Here is a 24512-nt window from a genome sequence, read left to right as displayed (position 1 = left end):
TGCCGGCATTTGACCGTTCTCCGCGGCATGAGAGTTGGCCCTTATCAAGGCTGCCGGAGGCCTGCGTCCCAAATCATTAAATACCTCACAGGCGGCATTTCAGTATCGGTCGATAGATTACCCTCAAGGATTTGCGACAGATAGGGGAAATCGTTGTAGGAGTCGGAAATTTGGAATTCCTCTTGCTCCGCCGCTCGCTCCACCGCTTCGGATCCAGCTGACGTGATCGGGTCACGGATAAAGATGATGTTTTCTACTCCGATAAAATCCAAGGTGCGAGCCGCGCGAAGCGGCATCGCTCCTGGCGGGAAATGCCAAGAATACGGATCGTTTTCGCAATACGCTATGCAAGGTAGAGGCAAGGAGTCCGGCAAGACATGCCCTAGTGTTTTCCGGCGCGGAGTTATATCCTTAAGAAGGCTGACCACTTGTGCTGGCGCCACGGTAATTCCAAGCCATCCCAGATCCTTCCGCCACTCATTGTCGGAGCAGCAGTCCGATGGGATCACAGGATCAGCTGGCAAGCCATTGTAGAAGAGGTATGCAGGAATCAGCGGAGATGGGGTGTTGGAGATGAGCTTGTCTACTTGGAAGTCCGGCGAAGTGCCGACCGTGTCGAAAAGCGATTGATAAGAGCCCGGCTTCCGGCTCCCAGAGTTTGGTTTTAGGCACTTGGCTTGCAACCTGAAACCAAGTAGGAGTCCACCACCTCGTAGCCAAAGCTCTATATCGGCACCGTGCTCAGATTCGCCAGAATCAACGTGTATTGCCTCGACACTGCCATGACTTCTTCGAGCCAACCAAACGACGAAATCTTCTGTTATCCCCCGCTCGTCCGACTCCTTCTTTCCGAACTTTCGAGACCTTAACATGCGCTTTCTGGTCTTGAGGGAAATCCGAGCTGTCAGTTTCCGAAATCCCCGCGCATCCATAGGACTTGTCACGGGTGCCAGCCTAGCTCCTTAGCTGGTCCTTATCAGGACGTGTGAATGATGGTGGCATCGGGGATGATGGGAGAGTTGGAATCTTGGGGTGGAGGCGGCACGGCATGATTCGTGGGCGATCAGTTCGTAATCACGCCCTCACCGACTTGTGAATCTGATTCGACTCTCATCGGCATGTCCGTATGGCAGCGGCCGGCCAGCATGCTACCCAGAGTTGGCCGGCTGAGCTAGCAGTGTTCTGCGGGAACGCGACGGACGGAGTTCGCTGGCAAGAACCTCACGTCTCACATACCTCGCTGGCGCGGACACGCTTCGTTGGCGAAGGACACCAGAGCCGAGTTTGAGAGCCAGGCCGTATCATCGGTGACGCTCCGACGAGAGGCTAACTAATCCGAAGGGCCGAACTCGTCCCGTCGCCAATCATCGTCAGCGAACAGGTCAGCTGGTGTGAGCATATTCCGTCGTAGGTAACGGTCAACACCTATGGACAATGCCGACAGGGTAGCATTCGTGTTGCTCAGCCTCGGCTCTTGTGTTGCACCGAGCTCCTGCGCACACCAGGCCCATCCGCGGTCGGTCAGTTCCAGAACCAATCTAGGGCCGCTTCTGTGCACGTCGATCAAGCCGAGCCTGACGAGGGCGTTGCGGTCCTGAGGGCGGATAGTGAGTCCGAATCGGTCCCTTAATTCCCGGTTGCTGGCTGGGCGTTTGCCGATAGACATCAGTGTTAGCAAAGCCATCCGCTGGCCAGCCGGCAACAATGGATTTTTGAGGCTGGGGGAGGTCGACGGAGTCGCAGCGCTTGTCGTGGTCGCCTGAGCCTGATCCTGGAGGCTACTAACGATCGGCCGGGCCAACTGGCGTCTTCTGGCGCAAATCGCACTCAGGGGGCCACGGGCTGTCGTGTCGAGCCGTTGCCGATCCGGGATGACAATCTTCCAGCCATCCGAGGTCAGATCCACTTGCCCAGCCTCGATGTGACCCCAGTAAGCGACTTTATTGTCGACATCTACCAAGACAAGTAGGACCGAAAGTTCAAACCCTAACCAGTAGTCAAGGTGCTCGGGGTTTCCTCGATATACCCATCCGTCCGGAGTCCGCTCACGAAACCACGATGACCCACTTTTGATCTGTACACCAATCAAACGGCCTGTCGCCCTTCTGCTGACGCGCTGTTCAATGAGCGCATCGATGCCAACATCACTAACCGGTTGCTCTCGGAAGATCCATTGAAGATGTTCATGAACGAACTGGTCGACGAGTGCGACGCCCAGGCGCGCCGTCAGCTGACGTTGATCGAAATGCACCAGTTCAGTGTGCTCTAGAACGCCCGACACGGGAACCCCAAGCTGCATTTGTCGAGAGACTGCTCCGGTTCATAAGCCCTTCAGTAACCCAGTTCGAGTCTCAAGGCGTTCTACAAGCCTATGATCACGTGCACTGATCTGCTGCAGACAGGGTGTGACCTGGTTGCGGTGCCGTCACCGCGGGTATGCGGCATGTCCAGCCGTCGACACATGACGGGCATCACTGAGAGGTGGCGACCGAACTCGCGAATATCGAAATCGGTGAGATCTCGGCTGCGCCGAAACTCGCGATCAACCTGGGACCGGCTCGAAGCGCACGCCCGCCCAGGTGTCACCGTCACCCCTGGTGACACCTGGTATTCAAAACCACCGAAGGTGTTGGAGCTGCTATCGCAGCTACGCGTGCGATCAGCGGCAGGAGGGGCTCAAAGGTATTCGGCGGCAAGGTGACACAGGTGCATGACGCCGGGATACCTCGTGGCTTGCTCGGTATGCGAGTGGGCGCGGCGCAGTTGATGCGCGAGGAGAACGAGGCTGTCGGTGTCGTCTCCCGGTTGCTGGAATGCCACGCAGACCTCCAGCGGTACGGGGTTGGGCGCGGCTCGGGTCAGGTTCGCGTGCAGGTCGGGGTCGAGTTTCGTCATTTCCAACGGGACCTGGACTTGGTCGGGTTTCGGGTTGATCGCGTAGTAGGTGCGATCGTTGAAGCGGAACACTCCGCTGACGCGTTCGGCGAACTGTTCGGGATCGTGGGACAGGCCGCGGGGGACTTCGGCGCCGGTGCCCCGGTCTCTGATCCGCAGGATCCGTAGGCCGGGGCACTCCGCGGGCGTGAGAACGGCCGGCGTCTGCTGATCATCTTTGAGGATCACGCCAGGCAGGATGAGACGGTCCGGTGTGATGTGCTTGTCCTGCAGCCAGTCCCATCCCCATTTGCGGAAGCTGGCGGCACGCACGAGCACGATGCGGTGCTGATGCTGTTGTGGCGCCTGCACGCCGAGCACGTTGGTGAGGAACTCGGCGATGGCCTTCTTCTGATGGGGGCCCCCGGGGATGCGGCCGTGCCCTTCGGCGAGTTTCTGCGGCAACGACTGGTAGGCGATGACGGTCGGCTGGCCGTCCGTGGTGGTGGCCAGGACCGCGGTGGGTTCGTGCCCCGGCTGGTGCCGCACGACGATGGGGATGCAGGTGCTGCCGCTATGGTGCAGCCAGACCCCGATGTGCTCGAGTTCGGGCAGATTGGCCGGCAGTTCGTAGTCTCCGATGCGTCCCAGTTGGCGCAGGGCGTCGTTGACGGCGGCGGCGCATCGCTGGATCGTGCTGACTTTGAAGTTGGTCCCCGGGAACGGGGCTTTCTTCTTGGCGTTGGGATTGGTGCTGACTTTCTGAGGCGGTTTGAACAGTTCCGCGGGACGCAGGCATTGCAGCGGGCGTCCGGAGCGTGCGAAGCCTTTCTTGAGGGCCTTCTTCGGGTCGATGACGCGCATCCTGGCGAAGTGTTTGTCGCCGCCCAGTTCGAGAATGGCCGCGCGGACGCTGGGGCTTGATTTCAGTGTTCGGGTGATGCCGGTGGCATGGGCGCCAAGCAGGGCCGCTTCGGGGCGTTTGTCGCCGGGACGCCGGGCGATGCCTGCGGCGAAGTCAGAGCCGTCGCGCAGCAGGACGGTGAGGTCGAGGGCGCCGGTGAACCGCACGACGCCGTCGTTGTCGGGGTCATCGGTGCGGGTGAGACCGAAGAAGACCTCCAGGGTGGCCAGGACGGCCGCTCGGGTGATCGGGTTGTGGGTCCACAGTTCGATCGTGTAGGTGTCCCGCGGATCAAACCGTGTCTTGATCTTGCGGGGAATCGTCGAACCGACCCGCGGAAGGTGAGCGGACGTCGTGATCCCCAGCGGCGCGAACAGGTCGCTGACGGCGGTCAGGACCTCGCGGTGGTCTCCGGGCACGAAGCCGGTGTTCGCCGCGTGCAGCAGCGACTTCGACCTGCTGCGTTCGTCATCGGGTTCGTCGATGTCGGCGGCTTCGCTCTTGGTGCCCTCGCTGTAGAGCATGTAGGCGCGGATGTCTCCTTCACCCGCCGTGATGGCCGGCTGGGACATCACCTTGTCGGGGGAGGGGAACGGCAGATGGGTGAGCGCTGCCAGGGCCCGGGCGAGACCCGGTTTGAATTTCCACTGCCGCTCGCCGTCGCGGTTCCAGACCTGTTCGATCGGCGCCGACAGCAGCGTCCTCGGCTCGTGTCGGCGCAGGAAGCCGTTCGGGGCGTGCAGCCAGAGCGTGGCGCCGGCGCCACCGTCACCGCGTGCGGGCACGTAGGTGACGGGCATGAGCGGGAAGCGACTCATGCTCAGATCGGCATGTACCCGCGGCGCCGCATGTTGGGGACTGGTCTCGAGGTGGATGGAGATCTTGGCGGTGACCAGACTCGGGCCGGCGTCGTCGGTGTCGAGGGTGATCGGCGGCCACAGGACGACGTCGCGGCGGTTGTTGCGTTGGGGCGGCCCGAGGATCAAACCGCGTGGCTGTCCGAGTAGTAACAGACCGTTGTCGAGCACATGCTGGGCCAGGAACGTCGGCAGCAGGTCGTAGACCTGCGACGGCACTGCTGCGGTGCCGTTGGGGCGCTGCCCGAACGTGAGCAGGTCGGCGGTGCTTTCGGTGAACTGGCGGGCCAGGTCACGCGGATCGAGTTCGGTGAACCAGTCGACGGCAGGGTTGATCTCGGTGCTGGCCCACGCCGCGATGGCAGCGGTGAGCACGGTCGTGTCCGCGTCGTCGAACGCGATGATGAACGTGTCGGAGTGCAGATTCCAGTCGACGTGGATCACGGCCGGGTCGACCCCGATCAGAATCTCGATGAGACCGCGGGTGGGCAGCGACCGGTCCTGAGGCGCCTGCGGGTGGGCCTGGTGGTAGGCCGTCTTGAACGCCGTACGCCAGTGCGGTGGCAGCGCGGCGGCCTGGAACGTCTGCTTCCAGTGAACGTTGCTCTGGATCTCCAGGGTGTTCAGCAGGACGAACTTGCCGAGTGGCTTACGCTTTTTCGCCGGCTTTTCGGTGTCGACGGGAGTGCTCACGCGCTGGCCTTCCGCTGAGTTCCGAGGGGATCGTTGGTGCCTATGAGGTGACCCATCAGGCCCCACACCGCGGTGTTGACGGCATGCAGCCGACGTTGCTCGTCCGACGCGCCGCGACGAGGCGGCGCCAGCAGCGTCTGCAGGAATCGGTCCATCGCCACCACGACGCTGGTGACCGCCGTGTCGGCCGCCTCGTCGTCGGTTGCCAGACGCGGAGCGAACGCGGCGTCACACAGCAGCACCCGCGTCGGCTGGTTGCCGCGGATCGACCGTCCGATGGTCTGGCTCATCGGCACCAGCATGTTGCCGACAAAAGCCGGCACGTAGTCGCGGGCCAGCGCACGGAACTGGACCGGCCGGCCGATGACGTCGAACCACATCTCCCGCGCTTCCGCGCGCAGCTGGTGGACCAGATCGGCGACCTCACAGGGAAACGCCGGTCGCAGGATGTGCGGCGGATCCTGCAGTCGGGCCATGGCCAGCTGGCTGATCAGCGACAACGGGAACGACAGATCCGACGGCGGCGGATGCGAACGCGTCAGGTAGATGACCGCCCCGAGCGCCGCGGTGTCGTTGCTGTTGAGGATGTTGTATCCCCGCTGAATCGACAGTTCAGCGGCGACCAGGATGTCATCGGCGCCGGTCCCGAACGACGCCACCAGCCGGCGCGGGATGCCGTCACGCCCCGGATCGGCGGCGTCGGGCACCACGATCCGCGCCCGGAACGGGGTGCGATTGTTGATGTGCTCCCCGACCACCTGGGCCTCATCGGTGGACAGCACGACGAACAACACCCGCCGCCGGTCTTCGGGCAGTTCGGCGCGGATCTCCTCGAGCATGCTGTGATGGCGCCCAGCACTCGGATGACAGAGCGCGGTGACCATCCGCCGCAGATTGTCGCGGCGTTCGACACCCTGACGTCCCGAGACGAAGATGGGATTCGCGACGGTCTGCGGATTACGGACCGTCAACTGCGATCGCATCAGCGCTTCACGGTCTTCGTCGGGCTGCGACAAGACCGCCGTCGGCATGACCGCAACGTGGTAGAACGACGATCCCGGCGTCCAACTGGTCGCCGACGTCAAGATGACGTGCGGACCGTCGATGCCCTCCGCCGCCAGCAGGTCGTGCGCGTGATACAGCAGCCACCGGCCCACACCGTGCACCCACAACAACTGCAGCATCGCACCGCCGTTGCGGCTGGCGGCCCAGCGAAGAGCCAGGATGTTACCCATCGGCGCCTCCGGCACGACCGGCCGGTAGTCCCGCGGCGGCTGGCTGGCCCAGAACCGTTCCTCATCCGGCAACTGCAGCAGGCCCCGCACCGACGGATACATGGTCGACATCTCGAAGAACGTGGTCGTGATGTAACTCGCCCAGACCGCCGCTTCGATGACCGACCGCAACAGCGACCGCTGATCGTCCAACCAGCCGTGGCCGACGTCAGGCTGCCTGTTCTCCTCGATCCACGCGTCGAGGTGCTCAGCGATCGCCTCATCGTTGCGCGTCGACGCCCGGATCGCCTCCACCGCCTGCTCTAAACCGGTAGGCGGCGGCAGAAACGGCTTCTCGGCGAAGTCCTGCAACAGCAGCCGATAGAACTCATCAGCCCGATCCTCACGCTCCTTCAATCCGCGGCGCTTCTGCGGCAGCCCGAACAAGGCCCGAACGACCCGGCGCCACAACGCGTGCGCCGTGAACGGCGCCTCACCCAGCAACTCCCGCAGGCTCTCACCCGCCTCGGACAGCGCCAGGCGGTTCAGTCCGAAAACGGCCTGCTGGTGAATCTGCAGATGCTCATACCAGCGTTGGACCTTGTCGTCGGCGGCCGGCGCCATGTGCAGCCGGGCAAGGGCGGCATTGGTCACCTCCACCATCCGATGCGACCACCCGTCCGGGCCGCCCACGAGATGTTCGGTCTGCACGAAGTGGCTGTCGAAGACCTGCTGAACGGAGTCGGCCTCGTCGATGATCAACCAGTCCAGAACGCCCTGGACCAGCTCAAGCCACCGCGTCGCGACCGTCGCCGGCTCAGCGCGGCTGGCCAGAAGACACTGCGGCGTCGTCACCCACACCCGGGCCGCCGGAATGTCCTGACGGGCACACTGAACCGGACAGACCGACAACAGCGGACAATCATGTCGCCACTCCCGCTCGTCATCGGAGCGCAAGCTGCCCGTACACGGCGCGGTACTCGGATCCAGCGCCTTCCAGTTGCGTCCGGCACTGCTGCGCAGCGGCTCCAGTAAACAGGCGGCATTGGTGTACCTGGCCGCGGGATCAGCGGCACCGGGATCATCGGCGACGAGCTGGGCGCTCTCCTCGACCATCGTGCGCCAGTACCGATTGATGTGCTCGGTACGAGAGCTCGCACCGATCAGCGGCACGGCATCGATACCCAGAGTGCGCAGGAAGCTCACCTTGGCCAGGACGTCGGCGACGGAACCGACCACGATGCCGACCCGTTCATGGTGCCGGCGGACCCGGTCGATGGCGATCAGATCGGTCAGCGTCGTCTTGCCGGAGTTCATCAACCCCACGATGTGGCTGAGCCCGTCGACGCGAAACGACGGCGGGTTCTGCACCAGATGCGGCTTGTCAGGGTCGACGGCGTTGAACCGGACCTTCTCCCGCAGCCTGAACTGCCAGTTGCGGTTGTCCACCTCGGGATGCGCCTTGAGCTGCCCGTCGACCCACACGGCGGCCGCCTCAAGATCATCGAAGGTGACGTCGACAGCGGTCCGCCGCCGCGCAGCCGGCATACCGACCGGCTCGATGACCCCACCCACCGGCAGCCGATCCGGAAAACGAACATAATCCTTGCGGCCGTCGTCCAACTCGAACCAATACCGCTGCCCCGCCTCGGCTGCCCGGCGCACCCGAACCTGCCGAAAAGCCAGCGACGCCCCCATGGCCTCGTCATAGACCGCCACACGATCCGGAAAGTCAGGACTGCGTTTGACGCCGAAGACCGTACGGTCATCGACGCGCTGCTTCGGATCGTCCAGCCTCTCGAACCACCGCCACTGCGCATCCAACCGCGTGTACTGGTTGAGCAGATGCCGCCAGTACCCGCGCCGGCTGACATCACCCATACGATGACGAACCGCGCGCAGCACCGGCTCCAGCCCGCTGCCCACCTTCACATACCCCGACAGCAGCGGCTGCAGGGCACCGACAGGCTCACCAGGAATCTTCGACGTCAGCAGGTGCAACCCGAGCTCAACAGCACAGAAGACATCGACAGGCATGATCTCTTCCGGGAATCCCGCTGCCACCAGCCGAAGTTCGAGGTCAGCGCGCCACGACGAAGTGTCCCTCACCCGTGCAGCTCCCCAGCTCTCCGCTTCACCTGCTTGATCAGGCGGTTCTCGTCGATCACCTGCACCCCCGCGACACGGCCATCCATCTCCGCCTTCAGGTCGTCGATGTAGCCTGGCTGCTTCGCCCGGTGCATCGGCAGCGCGAGCAGGCGCCGGTCACAGCGAAACTCCTTGGGCCACACGAAACCTCGCCCGAGCAGACGGGCACTCACCTGGTCCTTGGCATCAACGCCCCACGACTCCACCACCACCGACCCGGCGTCGGGGGAGAGGAACTCGATCAGCACGTCGACCTGGTCGACACCGGGGTAGGGCGTGATCCGAACCCTGCCGGCCAACTTCTCCGTGCTGAGGGCGTCCATGATCCGTGCCTCCACCAGCCCAGGATCATGAACATAGAGACGCGTCGCCCGATGCTGCTCGTACACGGCCGCCAACGGCTCCAGCAGCAACTCGACAGCGCTGCCGCCGGGACATCCCGGCGTACCGCAGTCGCACGCGGCGTCCTCCACCGGGTTGCGGCACGCCGGACACAACAGAAAACGCTGAACGCCCACCACGGTCCGGCTGCGGTATGCCGCCTCAACCAGACGCCGCACATATGTCCGACCCGCCGCGTCGTGCGCACGAAACCGCCGCTCCAACGTTTGAACGGACCGGTCCGCGATCACCGCATGATCAATCAGATACCGCCGCAGATACGCATAGGCAGCCTCCACCTCCTGCGGCGTGCTGCCATTAGCCGAAGCCGTCGACCGCAACGCCTCGTGCACCCGATTCTCGACCCACTCGGCCTCCACATCACCACGACTCAAACGCGCACCCTGCTCGGCGAACTCCGACAGCCGCTCCCCGACCAGCAGGGTCTGCTGCAGGTCGATCTCCGACAACGCCAACGCCACCGGCCACGTCACCATCGGCTCCGCGCACAAGCCCAGCAATCTGAGGTCATCCTCGACGGCAGGTACCCCGTCGGCGAAGCACCGCCACCACAGGCGCGCGAACCCGCTACGCCACGACGACGGCAGGATGCCCTCGGCGTTCTTCTCACCCGCGGCCGCACGCTCTCGACGCCGGAGGATCTCCGCCAGCCCCGCACAGAGCAGGGCGACCGTCAGGTAATCATCATCAGGATCGACAGCGCCGGCCAGCGCGGAGGGCGCAACACCCGTCAGATCCGAGCTCAACGACCCCGCCCTTCAACGGCGCGACGATTCGCAAACTCGTGAATTGAACCCGCTATCAAGCTGCGGCGCAGCATCCTCACCTGTCGCCCGTATGTTCGACCTTTGGGTCTTTACATTCACGCAGGACAAGGTTTCTGTGCGGTCAAGCTGCGCCAATGTAGATCGACTAACGAAAGATCGCATACGCGCGTCGCGTGATTAGTGTGAAAAGTCCAATCTTCGGAAATGGCAGGATTCATGCGTTCGGGTGACAGTGGCCCTGTGTCCGTGGAATCACGCAAGCTCGTCGTAGCCGCCAACCGCAGGAGCACCGCCACACGCGGCTTCCGCATGAACAGTCGGGTCGCCGTCAGGCGTCACGCGATGCTCCGCCCAGCTTGACCTGCTCGGCAATACACCCCCGGCGAGCGCACGGCGCTCGCCAGAGCGGCGACCCGGCACCCCTCATGCGGATAGTGTCGAATCCCGCTTATGCAGATCATCGCGGCGCCGCCAGCGGCGATACAGAGCCGGCGACCTGTGGATAGGCGATGCCGCTCCGAAGATCAGACGCCGCCGATAGCTGACTTCCGGTCGGCGCCGGCAATTCTGCGCAGACACTCAAAACGGCTGTGAATTGAGAATAAGCCGCAAAACAAAAGATCGACTTAAATCGATCTAGCTTTTCTGTCGGACCCGGCTGCGACCATCTCGGACGGAAGGTAACAAGTTGATCACAGAAAGGCGATCATGACCCGCGTCCGAGGCCACTACCGAAAAAACGGAAGCTACGTCCGCCCACACACCCGACGCACCCCGGCAAGAACCACCAGAACGCAAAGCGCCACCCGCGTACGCGCACACCACCGCAGCGACGGCACCTACGTCCGTAGCCACATGCGCAATCTCTCCAACGAGTCACCCACCCCGAACAGAGGCGAAGGCATGCCTCTCTCCCCGCAATCCTGCTCCTCGCCCTGCTCATCCTCCTCGTCATCGGGATCTTCGCGAGCTGACCTCGCATGCAACCCCCTGCCGGACCCTCGGCGCGCACCCGCGCCGAGGAAGTCGTCCCGCGGCAACGCAGCATCGTTGGCGACCGGATCCACGGCTGCCGTCGGCGAATGCAGGTCCCCATGGATGAAGAGGGCTTTGGCGCCCGATCGGACCGTCGCGAACGGGCCAGCCGTTCACCGCAGACAACCTGAAAGGCTCGGAGTGGACCATCGCCCACACCGGACACATCCGTTAGCATCGCTTTCTCGCAGTAGTGCAGTCACTACATCGCGTTAGGTGAGCGCGGCCTTGCCGCCCGAGCAGTGGGAGTGTCGTCCGGGTGCCCGACGCAACCAAGCAAGAGCCGATCCCCGGCCTCGACAACCTCACCAAGATCGCCAAAGTCGCGAACGACCCCACCGGACTCGAGACCTTCGCCCGCTATGTCTGGCAAGCAAAGCAGATCGTGCGTCAATGGCTGACCTCGCTGCAGGAGCACAGCGGCCCCGCCTTCGCCGTCTGCGAGCAGCTTGAGGACCTCGCTCTCGTCCACTCCCACAAGATTCGCCTCATCCAGCTCAAGACCCGCGACAAAGGCTCATGGAGCGTCGCCACCATGTGCGACCGCGGCCTGGACGCACTCGTACGGACATACGTAAAGGCCCGCAAAGCCAAAATCCATGACATATGTACCTACGAACTATGGCTGGAAGGAACCACCTCAGCAAAAGCGGACACCGCGGGCTTCGTACTCGACCCCACCAGCGCAACCAATGAAGTCCGAACACGCCTCGTCGCACACGGACTCATCAAAGCGTGGGTCGACGACTTCCTCCAGCGCCTGGTCATCGAGCCCGGACAACCAAGCCAGACGCACATCGACAAAGTAGCAATGTGGGAACTGTCAGCTCTCTGGCCGGCCCTGTCCCACCCAGAGATACTGCGCCTCTACAAGCGGCTCCTCGACGCCGCGACAGCAGCCCAGACCGCAAACACCGAACAGCCAGCCTCCATCCAAGCCATCCTGGCCGCCACTCTCCCGCATGTAGACCACGACCTTCCCCACCAGGGACAACCCGGCTGGTCAGACATCGAACCAATCCACAACCAGACACTCAGCCGCAGCATGCTGACAGCGCTCACCCCGCCGCTGCCCGGCGAACGACAACACCAACTTCTCGCCCGCATGGCCGCTGGATCCGCCACATCCCTGCTGGAACTAAAGATGAGAGCAGCAGGCGCCAGCACCACCCTCATCGAAGACGTTCAAGAACAACGCGCCAACATGGAAGTCCAACGCCAACTACTACTCGCGAGCCGCGACAGCGCAGAAGCCGACCTGAACGAACTCGCGCGCCGAATGCTGCGCATGGCCCAGGCCACCTCCGACCGCATCAACCTCGCCGCCGTCGCGAACCCCATCGCCGCCGGCCGCCCCGCCGAAGCCATCGCCGCTGACCTGCGCTCCCGCCCCCACGACCTCGCCCACCTCGACCGGAAATCCCTGCTGCACCAAGACGAGGAACTCCTCTTCGGCTACCTCGGCCACCTCTCCGACCTCTGCCACTTCGGCTGGGGCCTCACATGACCCCCAGCACCAGACCCATGATCGGCACCCCACCCCGGCCAGGCGGCCCGCCCGCACCCCACGCAGACCAATCACCTCGAGCACGTTTCCGGCCCTCACGCGAAGCCGAAGCACGAATCCTGCTGCTCATCGACGCATTCAGCCACAAAACACGAGGCCAAACCCGCTACCTCGAAGGCCGCGTCAAACTCGCGAAACTCGACTTCCTGCTCCGCTACCCACGCCACCTACGCCGCGTCCTAACCGCCCAAGGCATCAGCGCCGACAAACTCCAACAGATCGACCCCGACGAAGCGCCACTCGACGCCCGCATGATGCGCTACCGCTACGGCCCCTGGGATCCTTCCTACTACGCCGTCCTCGGATCCCTCATCGGCCGCGGACTCGTCGACGTTGCCCCACTCGGCAACGGATTCGGCTACCGCACCACCAACACCGGCGCCGACCTCGCCGCCAACCTCCGCGCCGACGGCAGCTTCGACGACATCAACCAACGGCTGATCCTCCTGCGCCGGCACCTCGACAAATCCGGAAACACCCTCAAAAACCTGCTCTACGAACTACCCGAGATCGCCGACGCCGCATGGCACGAGGACCTGACGTGACACGACCCACCACGAACCCACCGCAACCGGAGACCAGAGTCCAGTCGGTCCACCCACACCGACTCGAACTCGTTGAGGTAGACCTCGTAGGCGGCGGCCGCAACGTCACCTTCAACCCAGGCCTCAACCACATCGTCGGCGACATCGCCACCGGCAAGACCACCTTCATCCGCCTCATCCGAGCCCTACTCGGCACCATGCCCAAAGACCTGCCACCCGAGGTCAACTACGTCGATGCCATCCGCGGACACGTCATGCTCGGCGACAGGCCATGGAAGATCTACCGACCCCGAACCACCACCAGCGACGCACTAGTGGAAATCAGCGAGGACGACAACGAACCCGGCCGCGAGGCCCTCTCCGTTCGCCTGCCCGTAGCCAGATCAGCACACACCTACAGCACATTCCTGCTCGACCGGCTCGACATCCCAGCCATCAGCGTCCCCCAAGCTCGAAGCGAACCCACCGGAGTGCAGAGCCCAGTCACCATGACCGACTGGCTCGGATACTGCATCATCACCGGCGATGAACTCGACACCGAAGTCTTCGGCCACAAGCGGCCCTACCGCGATGCCAAACGCCGCTGGGTCTTCGAGATCGCCTACGGCTACTTCGAGCCCGAACTCGCCCGACTCAACGCCCAACTACGCCACCTACAGCGACAGCTCGACTCCCTCGAACACGACGCAGAAGTCCGCGCCCACTTCCTCAAAGACACCCCATTCGCTGACCTCGCCACCCTCGAAATGCAACTGGCCGCCAGCACCGAAGAGCTCGAACACGTCCTCCAACAGCGCCGAGCCCTCGCAAGCACCATCACCGACATCCCCGGCGTTCAGCAAGCGCGCGAGAACCTACTCGCAGCACGCAGCCGCCGCGCCGACATCGCCGACCGCATGTCCCGGCTGCAAGCGCAGATCAAAGACCTCAGTGACCTCGTCAGGCAACTCAGCAGCCAATCCGCCCGCCTCACCCGCGCGATCGTGGCTGGCGAATGGCTCGTGGACTTCGACTTCGTCGTCTGCCCGCGTTGCGGTAACGACATCGAACCAGCACGCACCGACCCGCACCTGTGCTACCTATGCCTCCAGCATCCACGGCCGGCAGCCTCCGACGCAGAACTCCTAGGCGAACAGGACCGCATCGCAAGCCAGATCACCGAGACCAACGAAGTCCTCGAAGGCCGCCAGAACGCACTCGACAGACTCACGGTCGAAGCAAGTCGGCTCGATCGGCTCATCGCCGAACTGGCAGAGGACCTCGACCGCCGCACCCAAGCGTTTGTCTCTGACCGCGCGGCCCAGATCGAACACCAGGCAACCCGGCAAACTCAGCTTGAGGCCGACATGCAGCGCCTCCGGGAGTACGCGGATCTCCTGCAGCGACACGAGCGGCAACTCGCCAGCCGAGAGACGCTCGAATCCGAGCAAGAAGAACTCAGACTCCGAATCAATGAGCTCGAACTCTCACAACACGACGCCGAAGAAAACGTCAAAGCACTCGAAAAGCGAATGTCCGAATATCTACGGCAGCTGCGAATCCCGGATTTCGGTCAAGAGCTAAGCGTCAAAATCAACCGAACGACCTTCCTGCCCGAAGTATCCGGCCGAAGCTTCGACGAACTATCCAGTCAGGGCCTCAAGACTCTCGTCAACATCGCACACGCCCTTGCGCACCACACCGTGGCGATCGACCGCAACCTACCACTGCCCGGACTCCTCATTCTGGACGGAATATCGGCTAACAGTGGACAAGAAGGCATGAGTTTCGACCGTATTCGAGACGCCTATCGACTACTCAGCCGAGTTGCATCGGACGAGGCGTACCGAGGCGCATTGCAAATCATCGCAGTCGACAACGAACTATCACGCGACCTTATTGTTGAAATCGTCGAGCGCGTAGCGCTTGAGCTTACCCGAGAAGACTGTCTTATCAGAATTCCTGATCGTGCGCCGGAAGCTCAAGCAAGTGACGCCGACTTGTGAGGTCAGCCGAAATTCCGAAACCCCCTGATGGTGCAACGCCAGGGCAGTAGATCGATGGCATATGAGTCAATGCGGGCGTTCGCGTCGCCGATGCCGATTCGGTCGAATTAAGAGAGGTGCCATCGAAGGATGATGCTTGCCCCGATGTCCTGCGGAGTGAGGTGCAACGCTACGGATGAAACGCTGAGAGAGTCCGTCCAGGCGAACCGCCATCCTGAAGTACCTGGTCAGTACCCTTCTTGGGGCCACCGAGAGGGGAGTTGGCGGCGACCCCTTTACTCGGCCGAGTATGCTTTTCAGCGACCTGGTAAAACGTTACTTAGCACGTCGCTGGGGCCTCCAACGCCTGGGGGTCAAGGGGTCGCAGGTTCAAATCCTGTCAGCCCGACACATCTGACCAGCGGATATTCCTGATTGGGAATATCCGCTGTTCTGTATCTAGGCAGTTGTGGTCGCAGTGTGGTTGCGATTTCGGCGACTGCTTCAAGGCGGATCGCCGTTGTGGCTGGTGAGAAGGCTCTGTTGCGGCCTCGCCAGGCGTTCGGGCACAGTTGATCGGTGCGGTCTGCCGTTCGGTGGCCTTCGTGGTCTGCTCCGTCGTCGGCGTTCGCGGGGTTCCGGTTTCCGCCGGAGGTGATCGTGGTGGCGGTGCGCTGGTACCTCCGTTACAACCTGTCGTACCACGACGTCGAGGAACTACTTGCCGAACGCGGTACTGAGGTTGATCACGTGACGGTGTATCGGTGGCTGCTGGGGTTCGCGCCGTTGCTGGCTGACGCGGCCCGGTTCACCCGCCGCGCTCCGGGCGACCGCTGGTTCGTGGATGAAACGTATGTCAAGGTCATCGACGTGTTGGCATCCGCCCGCCGCGACCGGCCGAATACGCCTCCCAATCGAACAACGCAACAGGACCCATGGTCGCGTGGCGGCGGGCGTGCAGGTCGCGGTGCCAGCGCAGCACCGTGTTCGGGTGCTCACAGCCATGTGCAGAGTATTGGCGCGGCATAGGACGTTTACATTCACTTTCGTCTATGAAAGGCTCTCCTCTCAGGAGTTGACACGGGGGAGACCATGAAACGCAGAACGATGCTCGGTGCCCTGTCGGCAGGGTCCGGAATGGCCATGCTGGGCGCACCGCGTCCGGCGGCGGCAGCCGCATCATTATCGGCCGACGACATCACCGCGATTCGCGCCATCGTGCACGAATACTTCCAGAAACGTGCGGACGGAGTCACTCGGGCCGGCCGCCGCATTTCGACGGCGACGTGGCGATCACACGGAACCCGCGCATTCGCCGACAATCTTGAGAACGATGTTCCGAGCCTGTTCGACGGACGCGGTCTGGCCGACACCTCCCACGGTGGCTATGCGGGTGCCGAGACCTCGGTGAAACTCACCGTTCGCGCCGCCACCGGCAACGAGGTGACGCTGGCAGTCCAGGAGATCACGTCGCTGCACTTCGCGGGCCGTCGCCCCCGCAGCGGCCCGGCGAGTGTGTACCGGCTCGACCACACCGTCCGCCTGACGCGTCAGACGTCGAACCGGTGGGAGCTGGCCGACGCGGTGGTCGACAGCGACGGAGCCCTGCCGCCGTTGACACAACCACGCCTCTCCCGGACCGGCCGGAAACGGGGCACCGGGGCCACCGGCGCGGCGCTCGGCCCGGCCTCCGCTGTCGACCGGGAGTCGGTCACGCAGCGGACGCCAATGCGACTGATGGCTGATCGCTACTATCACGGCGACATGCAGCGGTACGCCGCAGCGTGGGCGCTCGGCCGCAACCCGGCCTTCCCGGACTATCACGGCTACGGCGGGGACTGTACGAGCTTCCTCTCCCAGATCATGTGGGCGGGCGGCTGGGAGACCGTCGGCCCGCCGGGACGGGCCACTCGTTCCAAGTGGTTCTACGGTGGGACCGTCGACGAATGCAGTTACACCTGGGGTGCCGCAACGAACTTCCATTCTTTTGCAATAACCTATTCGCAGCGCCTCAAGTACCAACAGAACCTCTACTACTGCTACGACACGGATGTCATTCAGTACGACTGGGACGTGAACAACACCATCGACCACACCCAGTTCGTGTCGGAGAACGTCTACGACGAGCAGAGTGTCGAGCTGTACATGACACAGCACGACAACGACTACCACCTGCGTCCGCTCACCGAGATTCTGGCTGATCTCGCCTCCAACGGAATCGTCTACAAGGCGTACGGAATGAGCCACACTGTATGGTGACCGGCATGAGTGTCCGCATGCGAGCGCTGATCATGGCGCCCGCATGCGCGTTTCTCCTGGCGGTGCAGGGATGCGGCGGCGGGCCGGTGCCTGACGAGAACGATCCCTGGATGGTCGTGAACGCCTACATCGAGGCGCTGAACGCCGAAGACAGGAAAGCCATCGAAGGCCTGGTCGATCCGGCCTACGATCCGGCCGAAGAGATCGACAGCAGGCTGCGGCGCCTCGGGGGACGCAACCTGTTCTACGAGACGATGCAGTTCCACGGCACCGGGATGGCCGACATCACGTCGGTCGATCTCGGGCTGAAGGCGCCGGCCAACAACACGACCTATCAGGATTCGCTATCGCTCACACGGTCGGACGGACGGTGGCGGATCAGTCTGGGCAAGCACCGCTGAGCGCTGCGGGTGCCGATAGTTCCATCCGTGCTGGTCACTCGCGCAGGGCGTACAGCAGATGTGCCTGATTGAAGATCAGAGTCCGGTCGAGTAGCTCATGGCGGCAGGACTGGATCCACCGCTCCATCGAGTTCATCCGAGGCATCCGGACGCCGCTGAGCACCACGGTGATGCCGGCATCGGCGAAGCAGTTCGCCGTGGATACGCCGGTAGCCCCAGTCGCTGTTCTCCGACGCCAGACGTAGTACCAGGCCGCGGATCGACCGGAGGGTTCGTGGCCGCCCGGTCCGGCGAGGCCGGGAGCATCGAGCGTGCCGGCGGGCGATCAGGTCACGGTGCCGGCGCAGCACCGTGTCCGGGCGCACGAGCAGCCGCAGCTGGTGCAGCAATCGTTCGCGGTAGCGGATGCAGCAGCGCTGCCAGCCACGCCCGATCCGCCTCGCCGATCTCCTCAGCGATCTTGAGCGATGACAGGCCTCCGATGAGGGCCAGTGCGTCGACGGCGACTACGCGCCCCGGGCAGAGGGGAGACGCTACCCTGGCCGTGATTTCGCTATCACGATGACGGAGAGCGGGCGACGATGTCCGAGTTTCGTATCTCTGGCAAGTCCCGGATCCGTTTTCAGCAGCGGCTCGGCTCCAGTTGGAAGGACCTCGCCGACTACCTCGAGGTCGAACCGCATGTCAGCGCCCGTTGGCGGCAAGGTGACGAGCCGCGCGAGTTGTGGGAGTTCTTGAGGCTTCGTCGTCGGCTCGGCGAGCTTCCGGCGGCGTTGGCCGAGATAAAACGGCACGATCTCATTCCGCTCCTGGAAACTCCGCCGGTTCCTCCTCGGCGATCGCGTCGAAAACTCATCCGGGCCGCTGCGGGCGTGGTGCTGGTGCTGGGTGTGGTCGCCGGGTTGGGTGCTTGGCGATGGACGCGCGACCATCCCATGCCTGGGTACGTGAAGCTGCAGTCTCTTCCGGCGCCCACTGCTGTGACGTGGGGCGCCGACCTGACCTGTCCGGCCCGGACCCAGTGGCCCCACTCGTTTCCGCAGAGCTTCGTCGGGGATGTCTACGTCCAGTTCACTGCCGACCCGCGCCGGCAGGTCACCGTACGGGCAAGTCTCTTCTGGGGCGGCAGGACCTGGAGCCAGACCGTGCCGTCGATGCCGGGGGATATGGACAAGCGTGCCGGCGGCACTCTGCTGGTCTTCCAGAAGCGTGGCGTCGACCGCGACAACCCGGAGGCGGTGTCGTTCGAGACCGACATCCCGGTCTGCGCGACGTTCGGCACCGGCTCCGACGCGGCCAAGCCGGCTCCCTCCCTTGAGCTTCCGACTCCGCGCTGGAGTTGAGACGGAGCGGAGCGACTGAGATCGATGCTGCTGGATCGGTCGATGGGGCGGCGCATTCGGCGGAAGGAATGGGGTAGAAGTCGGCGGCATCCTCGGGGATCTCCACATCGCCGGCTGAACCGAGGACGGACGTGCCCAATCCGCGGACCTTGCGCAAGTTTCACCTCATCTACCTGGTGCTCGATGTCTCGATCTCGATGCGCAAACCGGGACGGCACATCGAGTCGCCGTTCGAGCGTTTCCAACTGCTGATGCCGGACCTGGTGCTGCACATGCGTGAGCACATCCAGGTCCGTACCACCTGCTGGCTGAGCGTCATCGCGTTCGCGTCGGAGGCGACCACGGTCCTGCCGGCCACCTCGCTGCGTGAGATCCCGACGGTGCCGCCGCTGCCGGCGGCCGGCCAGACGAACTACGCCGCGGCGCTGAAGCTGCTGCGCGACCGGATCGTGGCCGACCAGGCCGAGGTCGAGGCGAGCGTCCGGCCGATGGTGGACGACGACGCCACGATCGCTGTCCGGCCGCTGGTCTTCTTCGTGAGCGACGGCTTCCCCTACTTCGGTACGGCCAAGCAGACCCGTTCCGAGTGGCTGCCGGTCCGTAACGAGCTGGCCGTGCCGGCGGGCCCGGCCCACATCGCGGCGCTCGGCCTCGAGGGCGCCGAGGAGGGTGTGCTGGCGGACCTCGCCACCGGCGAGGGCGCCCTGATCAACGGGTTCATCGCGGACGGCACGGTGGCCTCAGGCGCTCTGGCGTCCAATGTCACCAGCGCCATCCTCGACAGCGTCGCGCGTTCCACCCAGGTCGGCACGATGGTGATCAAGACCCCGGCCGGCATGCGCCGGGTGTCTCGCCGGTGAAGCGCGTATCCGCGACGGGCGACGGCCGGACCCGGTCGCGCGAGTTCACCCCGGTCCTGCTCCTCGCCGCAGGTGCCGTCATCGCGGCCGGCGGCGTGCTGGCACCCGCCTGGCCGCTCGCCATCGGGGGGATACTGGTGGTCACCGTCGGGGTCGTGCGGATGGCGCTGAAGCGCAAGGACGCACCGCCCGGGGAACGCCAGCGCACGGCCGGGGAGCACCAAGGCACGGCCGGAGAAGATCGGCGGTCGACGGCCGGATGGGACTCCACCGGCCGGCCGGACGGCGACGGCCAGATGGTCCCGTTCGGTGAACCGGCCGCCGAGCCCGAGCGCCGGGCGTCGCTCTGGCGCCGGCTCACCCGCCGGTCCCGGCGTGAGCCGACGACGGCCTCCACCGGCGACCGCCCCGGCAAGCTCCCGCCGGATGACGAGAACACATGTGCAGACGACACCGCGGTCGCCGATCCCATCAGCGAGACGAGCCTGGCGGTCGTCACGGTCGGCCCGGTCACCGAATTGGACCGGACCACGGTGCCGCTGCCGCGCCGGGTGGTCACCGGCGCCGCCGACAGCTCGACGTACTTCGGCGGACGGGTCGTCGGCCAGCCCTTCGAGGTACGCGGCGCGTCGCTGCCCGGGCTCACCCACCTGCTCGCCGGTGAGCCGGGACAGGATCGGGTGGCAGCCGGGTGGTCGTCGTACCGAAGCAGTCTTCTGATCGCCGTCGCTGACGGCGTCGGTTCCCAGCCGGACTCCGGCCCCGTCGCCTCCTTCGCCCTGCGGCGGCTGCTCGATCTCGGTCAGAACCCCCGCTGCCGGCAGGTCACGCTCGGACGGCTCGTCGAGAACGTCCGCCAGGACACCATCGACGATCTGCGCCGTGCCGGGTACGACGGCTCCACCACCCTGGTCGTCGCGGAGCTGCGGCCGGTTCCGGGCGGCGCCGAGGCCGACATCGTCGCGGTCGGTGACTCGGAGGCGTGGCTGCTCGGCAACAACAGCTGGGAGGCCCTCTACCACGATCGCGGATCGGGCACCCGGGCGCTGCCGTACAGCCCGGCCAGGCATGAGGTACGCCTGCTGATAACGCCCGGAACGGTGCTGATGCTGGCGACCGACGGCGTGGCCGAGGCGCTCGGCTCCGGCAGCTCCGCCCTGGCGCGTGAGCTGGCGGCCCGCCTGGCACGGCCACCGCGGCCGGTCGAGTTCGCCAACCTCCTGGAATTCCGGCACGAGATGTTCAACGACGACCGCAGCGCGGTCGCCGTCTGGCTGCCGGCGCAGCCATGACCTACGCCGACGAGTCCGAGCTCGAGTTCGACGACGGCGAGCCATGGGCGACCGGCGGCAATGCGGAGATCTTCGCCGTACGCTGGCGCCGCCGCCGGTACTACTACAAGCGCTACCTTCCGGAGCTGCGGGCCGTGGTCGCCGTGGCCGCGCTGGAGCGGATGATCACCTGGCGTATCGAACTGCCCGGGGCCGAGCAGCAGCGCCTCGACGGGTGCTGCGCCTGGCCACGGATCATCGTCCGGGCCGGCGACGGGTTGCGCGGCATCCTCGTGCCGCCCGCACCCGACACCTTCATGACCCGGCCGGGCGACCGCCGGAAGGCCCGTTCGCTGTCCGGGCTGCGGTTGTTGGAGGCTAACGTCGCCGAGCACGAGGTGGACGCCCATGTGCCCGAGGTGCTGGCGGCGCTGGGGCACACCGTCCAGGTGATCCGGTGGCTGCACGGCCACGACGTGATCGTGAACGACGTCCAGCCGGAGAACGTGCTGGTCGACGAGGGGGCCACCCGGATCTTCCTGGTCGACTGCGACTCCATGGTGAGCCGGCACTGGGGTGGGGCGGTGGCGCCACCGACCGCACCCGAATACATCAACGGGGTGGTCACCGGCGACCCGAGCCCGAGCGTCGACCTGGCCAAACTCGCCTGGTGCACGTTCCTGTTGCTGCTGCGCGACTTTGCGCCGCGCGGGGTGGACGACTGGGTGGCCGGCGCCATGCGGCGCTACCTGACCGGTTCGACCGTGACGCTGCTGACCGAGGCGATCGGCAACCGGGTCAGCGAACCGCGGTGGGACACGTTCTGGAGCGAACGGGCCGGACACTGGATCACCCTGGGCCGGTCGGGTGTGCTGGTCACCGACGCCGGGATGCGCCAGGTGACCACTGTGGTGCCCCGGCAGCGCGCCGAGGTCCGTACCGAACCTCGCGCCGAGCCGTACCTCGGCCGGGCGGAGACGCCCGTACCGCCGGGGCTCAACTGGACGCGGGTGGCGTCCTATGCGATCCCGGTCCTGATCGTGATCGTCGTGCTGATCTTCATCTGCAACGGAGGCGACGCGTGACCTCGCTGCACGTGTATCTACAGGGGGTGCGGCACGAGCTGACGCCCGACCGGGCCTGGTCGGCGCGGTTGCGCTCGGGCGCGCTGCTGCTGACCGCCGACGGCACGGGCGGCGACGAGAGCGAGGTGGTCGGCACGTTCGTGCACTTCGCCGCATGGATCTTCCGCCCGGCCGCGCATCCGGCGCTGGACCGGGTGCAGCTCGACGCGGCCGCGCTGAGCCCGTCCACCATGGTGCGGCTGGCACGGGACGCCCGGCTCGACCTCGTCCCCACCGGGGGTGCACCGCTACCGGCTCCGCAGCCGGCCCGGCCAGCCCGGCCGGCCCAGCCGGTACGGGAGAAGCCCGGCGACTGGCGCACGATCGGGCGGGCCGGCGCCGGGGCGGACATCGAGATCGACGATCCGACGCTGGCGTCGGTGCAGGCCCGGCTGCGGCCACTGCCCGGCGGCGAATGGGCGGTGATCGCCGGCGGCGGGCCGGTCTTCGTCAACGACCGCGAGCTGAGCTCCGGGCCGGTACGCGAGGACGACCTGCTGGTGCTCGGGCAGACCGTGCTGCGCGTCGCCGACCTGGCCCGGGTCTACGAGCAGGAGCGCCGGATCGTCCCCGCGCCACGGGCCGACCACGGATACGCGGTGCGCGCCACCCACCTCTCGGTGGCGAACCGGAAGAAGACCGACCTGCACGACCTCGACTTCGAGATCGCCGCGGGCAGCCTGGTCGCCGTGGTCGGGCCGTCCGGGGCGGGCAAGTCGACACTGATGGGCGCCCTGCTGGGCGGCCGGCGGATCGTCGGCGGCGACCTGACCGTCGCCGGCGTGCGGCTGAGCGCGGGCGCGCCCGGCGAACTGGCCCGGCAACTCGTCCGGCTGGTGCCGCAGCGCGACGAGCTGTTCGCCGACCTCACCGTGGCCGAGACCGTCGACGGCGCCGCGCGGCTGCGGCTCGGCGATCAGAGCGCCATGGAGCGCCGGGCCCGGGTGAACGAGGTGATCGCCGAACTGGGGCTGGCCGAGCGGGCCGGCGCGCGGGTCGGGACGCTGTCCGGCGGGGAACGGCGGCGGGTGTCGATCGCCACCGAACTGGTCGCCCGCCCGAGACTGCTGCTGCTCGACGAACCGACCAGCGGGCTGGACCTGGGCCGGGACCGGGCGCTCATGCGGACCCTGCGGAAGATCGCCGGGGCCGGGTGCACGGTCGTCGTGATCACCCACAGCGTCGCCCACCTCGATCTGGCCGACCAGGTGCTGGTGCTGTCGGCGCAGGGCCGGCTCGCGCACGCCGGGCCGCCGGCCTCGGTGGTCGACCAGGGCCGGCCGTCCGGGTGGGCCGACCTGCTCGACCGCATCGGGCGCAAGCCGGCCGACCCGAAACGGAACCGGCGGCTGGTGCGGCTGCCACAGAACCTTCTCGGCCGGCAGGCGACGCTGATCCTGCGACGAGGGCCCTGGTACGCGCTCGGCCAGGCGCTGCTGCCGGTCGGCGGGGCGGTGGCGGCCGCGGTCGCCGCCGAGCACGGACTGCGGCCGGCGCCGGAGCTGGCCCCGGCCCTCGCCACCCTGATCACGGTCGCGGCGCTGAGCGGGGCCGCCCTGACCTACCTGGAAGTCGTGCGCAACCAGGGAATCCTCAAGCGTGACTGGCGGGCCGGCGCCGGGGCCGGGCGGCTGATCGCGGTCGCCTTCGTGGCGTACGCGGTGGTCTGCGGCGCCGTCGGCGCGCTGATGATCGCCGCGCTGCACCTGATCCGGGAGGGTTTCGAGCCCGCGTTCGGGGTGCCGCCGGTGGCCGCGGAGGCGCTGATCGTCATCCTGGTGCTGGTGTCGTCGGCGGCTCTCGGGTTGCTGGTGTCGGTGTCGGTGGGATCGGTCGAGCAGGCGGTCACCGCGAACACCGCGGTGGCGGTCGCCCAGGTGGTGCTCTGCGGGTCGTTGTTCGAGCTGCCCGGCTGGCTGTCACCGGTCACGTGGGTGCTGCCGGCCCGGCTGGGGTTCGCCGCCGCGGCCGGATACGGCGACCTGAACGCGCAGCGCGAGGGCCGGGTCTACACGGACGCGATGTGGGCCCACGACGACGTCTACTTCTGGTCGCTGACCGGCGCTCTGGTGGTGCTCACCGTCGTCACGCTGCTCGCCGCGACCCGGGTTCTCGCGAGGCGCTGGCAGCGCGACGTCGAATGAGCACCGGGTGCGGTAGGGAAACGGTAGGAGTGTTTGGAAGCCTTCGATGACGATCGAGAAGTTGGCGTCCGGCTCGCAGAACGGTAGGGCTGTCGTGACCTCGTGCGCTTTTCCTGGAAATGGTCGGCGGGCGATCGAGA

At 65.6% G+C, this 24512-nt stretch carries 15 protein-coding genes and 1 pseudogene; 11 read left to right on the top strand and 5 right to left on the bottom strand.

Annotated features, from left to right (window positions below; translation table 11 throughout):
- Positions 1–44: 44 nt before the first annotated feature.
- From AB0E94_RS15550 to AB0E94_RS15530, 5 genes are all read right to left on the bottom strand, one after another.
- A complete protein-coding gene (locus tag AB0E94_RS15550) occupies positions 45–944 on the bottom strand; it encodes a DUF6615 family protein (protein WP_360326601.1) in 900 nt (299 codons plus the stop codon).
- 386 nt (positions 945–1330) lie between these two features.
- The gene (locus AB0E94_RS15545) at positions 1331–2251 is read right to left on the bottom strand and encodes a DUF4365 domain-containing protein (RefSeq protein WP_360326600.1); all 921 of its coding nucleotides are present in this window, start codon (positions 2249–2251) and stop codon (positions 1331–1333) included.
- A 425-nt stretch (positions 2252–2676) separates the two neighbouring features.
- Positions 2677–5394, bottom strand: coding sequence for a DUF3962 domain-containing protein (locus AB0E94_RS15540; RefSeq protein WP_360326598.1), 2718 nt, complete (start codon positions 5392–5394; stop codon positions 2677–2679).
- Complete coding sequence (locus AB0E94_RS15535; RefSeq protein WP_360326597.1) at positions 5325–8606, bottom strand: hypothetical protein; 3282 nt, start codon at positions 8604–8606, stop codon at positions 5325–5327. Before AB0E94_RS15535 ends, AB0E94_RS15540 begins: the two co-directional genes overlap by 70 nt.
- A gap of 41 nt (positions 8607–8647) precedes the next feature.
- The gene (locus AB0E94_RS15530) at positions 8648–9838 is read right to left on the bottom strand and encodes a hypothetical protein (RefSeq protein ID WP_360326596.1); all 1191 of its coding nucleotides are present in this window, start codon (positions 9836–9838) and stop codon (positions 8648–8650) included.
- Between the two features lie 1315 nt (positions 9839–11153).
- On the opposite strand from AB0E94_RS15530, the gene AB0E94_RS15525 reads away from it, so the two are divergent.
- The 11 genes and pseudogenes from AB0E94_RS15525 (at position 11154) to AB0E94_RS15475 (ending at position 24372) form a co-directional block, all read left to right on the top strand.
- Positions 11154–12401, top strand: coding sequence for a DUF4297 domain-containing protein (locus AB0E94_RS15525; RefSeq protein WP_360326595.1), 1248 nt, complete (start codon positions 11154–11156; stop codon positions 12399–12401).
- 17 nt (positions 12402–12418) lie between these two features.
- Complete coding sequence (locus AB0E94_RS15520) at positions 12419–13006, top strand: hypothetical protein (protein WP_360326593.1); 588 nt, start codon at positions 12419–12421, stop codon at positions 13004–13006.
- Positions 13003–14991 (top strand): AAA family ATPase, encoded by a 1989-nt coding sequence (locus AB0E94_RS15515; RefSeq protein ID WP_360326592.1) that lies wholly within the window; start codon positions 13003–13005, stop codon positions 14989–14991. Before AB0E94_RS15520 ends, AB0E94_RS15515 begins: the two co-directional genes overlap by 4 nt.
- Before the next feature lie 558 nt (positions 14992–15549).
- Positions 15550–15831: pseudogene (locus AB0E94_RS15510) on the top strand (hypothetical protein); the annotation flags it as partial.
- 246 nt (positions 15832–16077) lie between these two features.
- Positions 16078–17229: an amidase domain-containing protein gene (locus AB0E94_RS15505; protein WP_360326590.1), complete on the top strand. Its 1152-nt coding sequence runs from the start codon at positions 16078–16080 to the stop codon at positions 17227–17229.
- A 5-nt stretch (positions 17230–17234) separates the two neighbouring features.
- Positions 17235–17630 carry a hypothetical protein gene (locus AB0E94_RS15500; RefSeq protein ID WP_360326588.1) on the top strand — a complete coding sequence of 132 codons (396 nt, stop codon included), beginning with the start codon at positions 17235–17237 and terminating at the stop codon, positions 17628–17630.
- A 581-nt stretch (positions 17631–18211) separates the two neighbouring features.
- Positions 18212–18973: a hypothetical protein gene (locus AB0E94_RS15495; RefSeq protein ID WP_360326586.1), complete on the top strand. Its 762-nt coding sequence runs from the start codon at positions 18212–18214 to the stop codon at positions 18971–18973.
- 149 nt (positions 18974–19122) lie between these two features.
- Positions 19123–19833, top strand: a complete 711-nt coding sequence (locus AB0E94_RS15490; protein WP_360326584.1) for a VWA domain-containing protein — start codon at positions 19123–19125, stop codon at positions 19831–19833.
- Positions 19830–21125, top strand: coding sequence for a protein phosphatase 2C domain-containing protein (locus AB0E94_RS15485; protein ID WP_360326583.1), 1296 nt, complete (start codon positions 19830–19832; stop codon positions 21123–21125). The genes AB0E94_RS15490 and AB0E94_RS15485 overlap by 4 nt, the downstream gene beginning before the upstream one ends.
- Complete coding sequence (locus AB0E94_RS15480; protein ID WP_360326581.1) at positions 21122–22189, top strand: hypothetical protein; 1068 nt, start codon at positions 21122–21124, stop codon at positions 22187–22189. Before AB0E94_RS15485 ends, AB0E94_RS15480 begins: the two co-directional genes overlap by 4 nt.
- Positions 22186–24372 carry an ATP-binding cassette domain-containing protein gene (locus AB0E94_RS15475; RefSeq protein ID WP_360326580.1) on the top strand — a complete coding sequence of 729 codons (2187 nt, stop codon included), beginning with the start codon at positions 22186–22188 and terminating at the stop codon, positions 24370–24372. The genes AB0E94_RS15480 and AB0E94_RS15475 overlap by 4 nt, the downstream gene beginning before the upstream one ends.
- Positions 24373–24512 lie beyond the last annotated feature (140 nt).

The organism is Actinoplanes sp. NPDC026670 (assembly GCF_040638175.1).
Classification (GTDB): domain Bacteria; phylum Actinomycetota; class Actinomycetes; order Mycobacteriales; family Micromonosporaceae; genus Actinoplanes.
This window is presented reverse-complemented; position numbering and strand designations above follow the sequence as displayed.